General features: G+C 31.9%; 6 protein-coding genes. 3 read left to right on the plus strand and 3 right to left on the minus strand.

What is annotated here, in order from left to right; all coding sequences use genetic code 11:
• Positions 1–57: 57 nt before the first annotated feature.
• Positions 58–1,776, minus strand: a complete 1,719-nt coding sequence (locus CLCHR_RS17765; protein WP_079441245.1) for a S8 family peptidase — start codon at positions 1,774–1,776, stop codon at positions 58–60.
• 12 nt (positions 1,777–1,788) lie between these two features.
• On the minus strand, positions 1,789–3,624 hold the full coding sequence (locus CLCHR_RS17770) for a S8 family peptidase (protein ID WP_079441246.1): 1,836 nt from the start codon (positions 3,622–3,624) through the stop codon (positions 1,789–1,791).
• A 214-nt stretch (positions 3,625–3,838) separates the two neighbouring features.
• On the opposite strand from CLCHR_RS17770, the gene CLCHR_RS17775 reads away from it, so the two are divergent.
• The gene (locus tag CLCHR_RS17775) at positions 3,839–4,339 is read left to right on the plus strand and encodes a hypothetical protein (RefSeq protein WP_079441247.1); all 501 of its coding nucleotides are present in this window, start codon (positions 3,839–3,841) and stop codon (positions 4,337–4,339) included.
• Between the two features lie 163 nt (positions 4,340–4,502).
• Positions 4,503–5,207 (plus strand): DUF421 domain-containing protein, encoded by a 705-nt coding sequence (locus CLCHR_RS17780; protein WP_079441248.1) that lies wholly within the window; start codon positions 4,503–4,505, stop codon positions 5,205–5,207.
• A 56-nt stretch (positions 5,208–5,263) separates the two neighbouring features.
• Here the strand turns inward: CLCHR_RS17780 and CLCHR_RS17785 are convergent, their stop codons facing one another.
• Positions 5,264–5,824, minus strand: a complete 561-nt coding sequence (locus tag CLCHR_RS17785; RefSeq protein ID WP_079441249.1) for a flavin reductase family protein — start codon at positions 5,822–5,824, stop codon at positions 5,264–5,266.
• Between the two features lie 141 nt (positions 5,825–5,965).
• Here CLCHR_RS17785 and CLCHR_RS17790 point away from each other — a divergent pair, with 141 nt between their 5' ends.
• On the plus strand, positions 5,966–6,307 hold the full coding sequence (locus CLCHR_RS17790; protein WP_079441250.1) for a winged helix-turn-helix transcriptional regulator: 342 nt from the start codon (positions 5,966–5,968) through the stop codon (positions 6,305–6,307).
• The last annotated feature ends 222 nt before the right edge of the window (positions 6,308–6,529 follow it).

Below are 6,529 nucleotides of genomic sequence, written 5' to 3' on the forward strand. Positions count from 1 at the left end.
GCATTCATATTAGACATGCTATATGTTCTTGAATGTATTATGGGATTTTTGAATTTTTTATACCATGTTTTGAAACATCTTTACTACATTTAATATACCATATCCCCATTGTGGGTTTGGGTATGAATCACCACCTCTTTGAACAGCTCCTCTTTGAATATAGGTCTTTACCGTTTGAGAATATATATTAGGGTCATTTCCTTCAACAATTCCCCATTGAAATAACATAGCACAAGCTCCTGCAACTACTGCAGCTGAAACACTTGTACCATTAACAATTGCAGTTGTATTGTTAGGTGCTACAGTTAGAGCATTAACACCACCTGCAGCAATGTCTACCCTAGCAGCATAATCGCTTAGAAATCCTATTCCCGAATAATTCAAGACAGTGTTATTTGTCTGGTTATAGGCTGCTGATGTAATTACATAATCTGAAGTACCTGGATTCGTAATTGTTCCATATGGATCTGAAGAAACAAATCTCGTTCCTCCTACACTTACGCCCTCTTGAGGTATCCAAGAATTAAATACCCCATCTAAAATGACTTGCCCCGTTAATTTAAAATTCCAAATTCCTTCTTTTATATCCAAAAGTCTTATACGTATCAGTTGATCACCTGTATACTCTTCCGGCAAATAGTAATTAATCGTCATTGATGTATTTTCCAACACAAATGAATATGTTTCTAAAGCACCAATTTCTGCACTTATTGTTCCTGTGCTTTCACCAGAAGGTGATATTACTGCTAAAGATAATATATTTGGTGAATCAATCCAGATATCAAGTACAATATTTCTTTGCTCTGGAGAAATATATAATTGTATTGTTCTTGAATCATTAACTTGTGGTATGAAACCAGACGTATGTGTCTGACTCGCTCCCTGATTGCCTGTTCCTGTAACTATAGCTATTCCACTTTTTGTTGATATGGAATCCAGATACTGCTCTAAAATGCCATTTCCCTTATGACTTCCCAGATTACTTCCAAGTGGGAAATATATAACCATTGGTCTATTACTTCTTAATGAATATCTATGCAAAAATTCTATCGCCGGAAAAATTGATGCTATACTGAATACAGGAATGTTTATCTTAAATAGGTCCTTATATGCTAAACTCTCTACTAATTTTACAACTACAAAACTACAATCAGGAACCATTCCTTTTAAATTAGGACTTTTGCCAATAGCGCCAATTATGCCTGACATATTAGTTCCATGTCCAATCTCATCTCTGGTTGGGACTATATCATAAGGGGATTGCCCCTGTCTAAATGCATTTATAGCTTGTTGTATTGTGTTTTTATCATAAGTCGTTCCAAATGGTACATCCACACTGCCTGGACTTCCACCAGTAATTGTTTGATCCCAAATATAATTAATTTTTGTTTCTCCATTTTCACGTATAAATTCTTCATTTAAATAATCAATACCAGTATCAACTATAGCTACATCAACACCAGATCCAGTTAATCTTAAAGGTAATTCTAATTGTAGGAAATTAGCACCAGACGCTTCTATGGGTGAAATCTGCTGAAGAGTAAAAATATCCGGCACGGCTGCATATACTATTGTTGAGAAAAAAGGTGGATTAATATTTATTTCTAACTCCCTATTTGAAGACAATATTGCATATCTATCATTAATTATGGTCACATAATATCCTGGATGCTTTGATACATCTTCCTCTATATTTCCTTCATATTGAACTATATAATGGAAATAATTCTTATCATTAAAAATCTCCCTCGGAGCCACCCTAAAAGTTTTTTCCACTTATATTCCCCCTCATCTTCGTTTCGGAATTCTAATAAATAAGTTATTAATATAGTACTCATGAGATTCATCATTTCTTATTTCATTTCTAGATTCTAGCTCATTTAAGCTATGCTTAATATTTTCTCTTGTAAATGTTCTGCTAAGAACATTAAATGTTCCTAACAAGTCAAAATCACCGTAACCTATTTCCCTGCTTGGGTATCTAATAGATTGATTTCTATTAGCTCCATACATAAGGTAACTTCTTATTTTTTTTGTATACATGGTTTTATCATTTCCATCTACAATTCCCCACTGCAATAAAAGAGCACAGGCTCCAGCGACTACTGCTGTTGCTGCTGAACTTCCAGAAATTGTCGTAACTCCTCCACCAACATTTGTCGTGAGAATATTTACCCCTATTGTTGAGATATCAGGATTGATTAAGCCATTCGTATTAAACCCTTTCCCAGATGCAGCGATCAATGCATTGTTATTTCCATAATAAGCAACTGTGACTACATTAACTGCTTCAGATGGTATAGTTAATGTGCTAAATGGATCAGATTCTAAAAATATTGTGTTTTCAGGAAGTGTACTCTTGGGTTGAAGCCATATATCATATCGTCCATCTATTATATATTCCCCTATTAAATTAATGCTCCATATCCCTGGCTTGATATCTGTAAAATCCATACTTATTACTTGGTGGCCTGTGAAATGTTCTGGCGCATAAAATCTAACTTTCATACTTGTGTTCAAAAAAATAAATCTTACCGGCTGAACCTTATTTATTTTGGGCTCAATAATTGCTGATGATTCTCCTGTAGGAGAAATCACATTTATGGAGGCAACGTTAGGTCTTCGTATCCATATGTAGATGTGAAAATATTTCATTTCTTTTGATATTCTTAAATCTATTACTTTTGTTTCCCCTACAGTTCTAATGTATCCTGATGCGTGTCCTTGTGAATCCCCTTCATTACCAACTCCAGCTACAAAGCATAATCCTCTAATGCTTCCTAAAGATGTTATGTACCTGGAAACTAAATTCGTACCATCATGGCTTCCTTCCGTAGCTCCTACACCAAGATAAATAACCATAGGCTGCCTGCGTTCAGCCGCCACTCTTCTTAAATATTCTAATCCACTTACAATTTCAGCTGCACTATATACTGGATTATACGGAATTCTGTTTTCTTCTATCTCCATCCTAAAATGTGCTGATTCAAGCAGTTTTACAATAACAAAATTGCATTCATGGGCAACTCCTTGAAATTGAGCAGTAGTCCCCCTGGCCCCAATAATTCCTGCAATTTTAGTCCCATGGCCAACCTCATCCCTTGATGGCACAATTTCGTAAGGATTACCATTATTCCTCTTTGCAATAATTGCATTATTAATTTGTTCATTTGAATATACCTGACCAATAAATACAGATTCATCTTTATTTTCTCTAATAGTCTGATCCCATATACTAACTATTCTTGATGTATCATCTTCGCGTATGAATTCCTCATTTAAATAATCTATTCCAGTATCTACTATACCAACCAACACATTTCTACCAGTTAAATCGAGATAAGGATTTATTTTAAGATTATTTATATTATCAACAGAAGATGGTGATATATCTTGTAATACATACATAATATCGAAATCAAAAAAAACAATTTCAGGTACTTCCCTAAGTAGTCTGTCTAAATCCTTTTCCTGTACTGATATTACTCCAATAGTGTCTGTAATTATATCACCACAAGCATAAGATAAGTTATTCATTCGCTCTTTAAAGTTACCTTTATACTCAATCAAATAATTTGCTGTATTTGGATCATAATATAAATTACAGTCACGTAAAGCAGTCATACTCAACTCCTCATATTACTTGCATTACTATTATATATATTTTCATACTATTTATTTAATGATTCAAATCCTAATTAACAAGCAAAATATAAATTTATTAATAAACCTCTCTACTCTTGTATTTACTTTTTTCTTCATATGATCTACATAATATTGTTTTAATATAAAGTTAATAACTATTTTAAATAGTATTTTATGTTAGGAGAGTGTACAAATGAAAAATTTAATTTACAAATATTTAGTCTACGTCATTTATTTTTTGGGTATCGGAATGACCTCAAGTGGAATAGTATTAATGCCCTTTAATGTTATTAGATATTCCATAATACTATTTGCAGGGCTTAGCCTTTTTATTGCTGGTTCAGTTTTCAATGAAGTGGTTATTGATAAGCATCATATGTCTATTAATGAAAGTATTAAACTTGTTATATTTTCATTAACTCTAGCAATAGGTATAGGTATGATTAGTGGAGGGATATCGCATTTTAAAGAAAGTCCTACTTACGTATCTTATTTGATTCCATTGGGTATAATAATTTCTTTTATAAGCTTTGCCCTAAAAAATAATTTTAAGTTAACTCAAAAAGAAAAACTTATAATTTTCATGGGATGTATTATACTAGTAGTTATTCTCCATATAATCTTAGCTTTTGCAGCAAATAATATGATGATGAATATGACTCCTGGCGGGGATATATTTGATATGAGCCATTAAATTAAGTTTATACCTAAAGCAATGCAAGATTTGGTATGTACATTCTTTTTTAAAACCTGTAAAGAGATCATCCCTATTATTTTAATATTATTATTTTAATTTTTTTATAGATATTGGTTAAAATAACACAAGTATTAAATCTTTAAAATAGGAGGTATCTTTTATGAGTTTTTTACAAAGCCAGGAATCCCTAACTACAATAGAGTGGATTCTTCGTGCTATTATTGCGTTCTTCTTTTTACTGACTGTTGCAAAAATCTTAGGGCAGCGCACTATTGCTCAGTTAAGGCTCCTTGATTTTGTTATAGCTTTAGTAATTGGAAACATAATTGCCCATCCATTATCTGATGAACATCTTGGGCTGAAAGGTTCCATGGTCACTACAGTTGCATTACTTATCCTTTATCTTTGCTGTCTATTTGGTATTCTTAAATTTCCGGTTTTACGAAGACTTGTAACTCCTCCTCCGATTACAGTTGTCAGGAATGGAGAAATCCTTTATACGGGTTTAAAAAAAGCAAGAATATCCATTGATATACTATTAGAAGAGTTGCGTGAAGAGAAAGTTGAAGATGTAAAAAAGGTAACATTAGCAATTTGGGAAGCTGATGGGAAAATTTCTGTTTTTTTAGACCCACAATATGAACCAGTTACTCCTTCATCCCTGCAAATAAAAACAGAACCTTTTGATTTTCCACGTACAATTATTAGGGAAGGTAAAATCAATTTTGAACAGCTAAAACAAATTAATAAAAATGAAGAGTGGGTTGTCTCTAACTTAAAAAACTTATATAAAACTGAAATAAAAAACGTCCTACTTGCAACCATTGATAATAAGGACAATTTTAAGGTTTTTTTGTATAATTAATAAAGGGGGCATAAACATATCCATCCCTATATGGAATTAGTTTAAGCCTCCTTATATTATGAATTCTTATACTCTCTTCCTATGTCCCAACATTTTGCAACTATATCACCTGTTCTTAAATATGTTTTTGTTGGCATTTCAAATAACAAAGGTCTTACCTTTTCATAATTTATCTTTCCATTTTCATCTAGTTTATCTTCCTCTACATGTGTATGAACAACTTTTAAGATAAAATTATCATAATCTTTAGTATCATAAATATCTACTACTTCACACTCCATTGAAAGTGGTGACTTATCTATTATCGGGACATTTTTAAGTTCTCCCATATGGTATTTAAAAACTTCAGATTTATCAACTGTATTACCAGATACGATTCCTACATAATCCGCCTCTATTAACATATCTTCACTTACTAAATTAATAGATAGTGTTTTATTCTCTTTAATTCCTTGATTTGTATAATGCGATTTTCTTGAGCTAATCATGATAGTATCCAATCCTATGATTCCTATGTGGGCTATATTAAGCCAATTTACTCTATCTCGAATTACTGTTCCAACAATAGTTGAAGGTGTTGGATAAAGACCTACTACAGATCCAATATTTTTCTTCATTTCTATTCCTCCTCTTACTGTGATTATGATTACTCTTGTATATTGAATTAATTCATGATATTATTCTAACAGTAATTTTCATTTAAGCAATAATGCACTTTTTTGTAACATACTACCCAAAAGGAAAGTGAGTGTAAAATAATGAGTAATATAAAAACATTTAATTGCCCGATTGAAGCCCCTATAAGCATAATTGGTGGAAAATATAAGGCAATCATTTTGTATCATTTGATAGATAATACGCTTCGTTTTAATGAATTACAGAAGCTTATCCCTCAAGCTACCCCTAAAATGCTCACACAACAGTTACGTGAACTGGAAAGCGATGAATTAATTAATAGAACTGTTTATCCTGTGGTTCCTCCTAAAACTGAATATTCTCTCTCAGAGTTTGGAAAAAGTATAATTCCTGTAATAGATGCAATGTGCGATTGGGGTAATAACTATTTAAAAAAAGCTGAAACTCAAAATGACTCAATCTAGCAATTAATTAGAATATGCAATAATGGAATGCACCTAAAATATTAGGATAAAAATCTAATATTTTAGGTGCATTTAAGTTTTTATATGTCATATTCGAGAATGTAGAATAACTTGTGTAAATTGAATATTTGATGTGTTATATAACTGGAAATTTCATTTCCAGTTATATTTTTATATTTCTTTTGAAATACTAAAACTGGATAGTATTATGTTTCTAGTTTG

It is taken from the genome of Clostridium chromiireducens (assembly GCF_002029255.1).
Taxonomy (GTDB): domain Bacteria; phylum Bacillota; class Clostridia; order Clostridiales; family Clostridiaceae; genus Clostridium; species Clostridium chromiireducens.

Coding starts and splice junctions, on each gene's coding strand:
- CLCHR_RS17770 (WP_079441246.1), bottom strand. CDS start 3,624: ATGACTGCTTTACGTGACTGTAATTTATATTATGATCCAAATACAGCA.
- CLCHR_RS17790 (WP_079441250.1), top strand. CDS start 5,966: ATGAGTAATATAAAAACATTTAATTGCCCGATTGAAGCCCCTATAAGC.
- CLCHR_RS17775 (WP_079441247.1), top strand. CDS start 3,839: ATGAAAAATTTAATTTACAAATATTTAGTCTACGTCATTTATTTTTTG.
- CLCHR_RS17780 (WP_079441248.1), top strand. CDS start 4,503: ATGAGTTTTTTACAAAGCCAGGAATCCCTAACTACAATAGAGTGGATT.
- CLCHR_RS17785 (WP_079441249.1), bottom strand. CDS start 5,824: ATGAAGAAAAATATTGGATCTGTAGTAGGTCTTTATCCAACACCTTCA.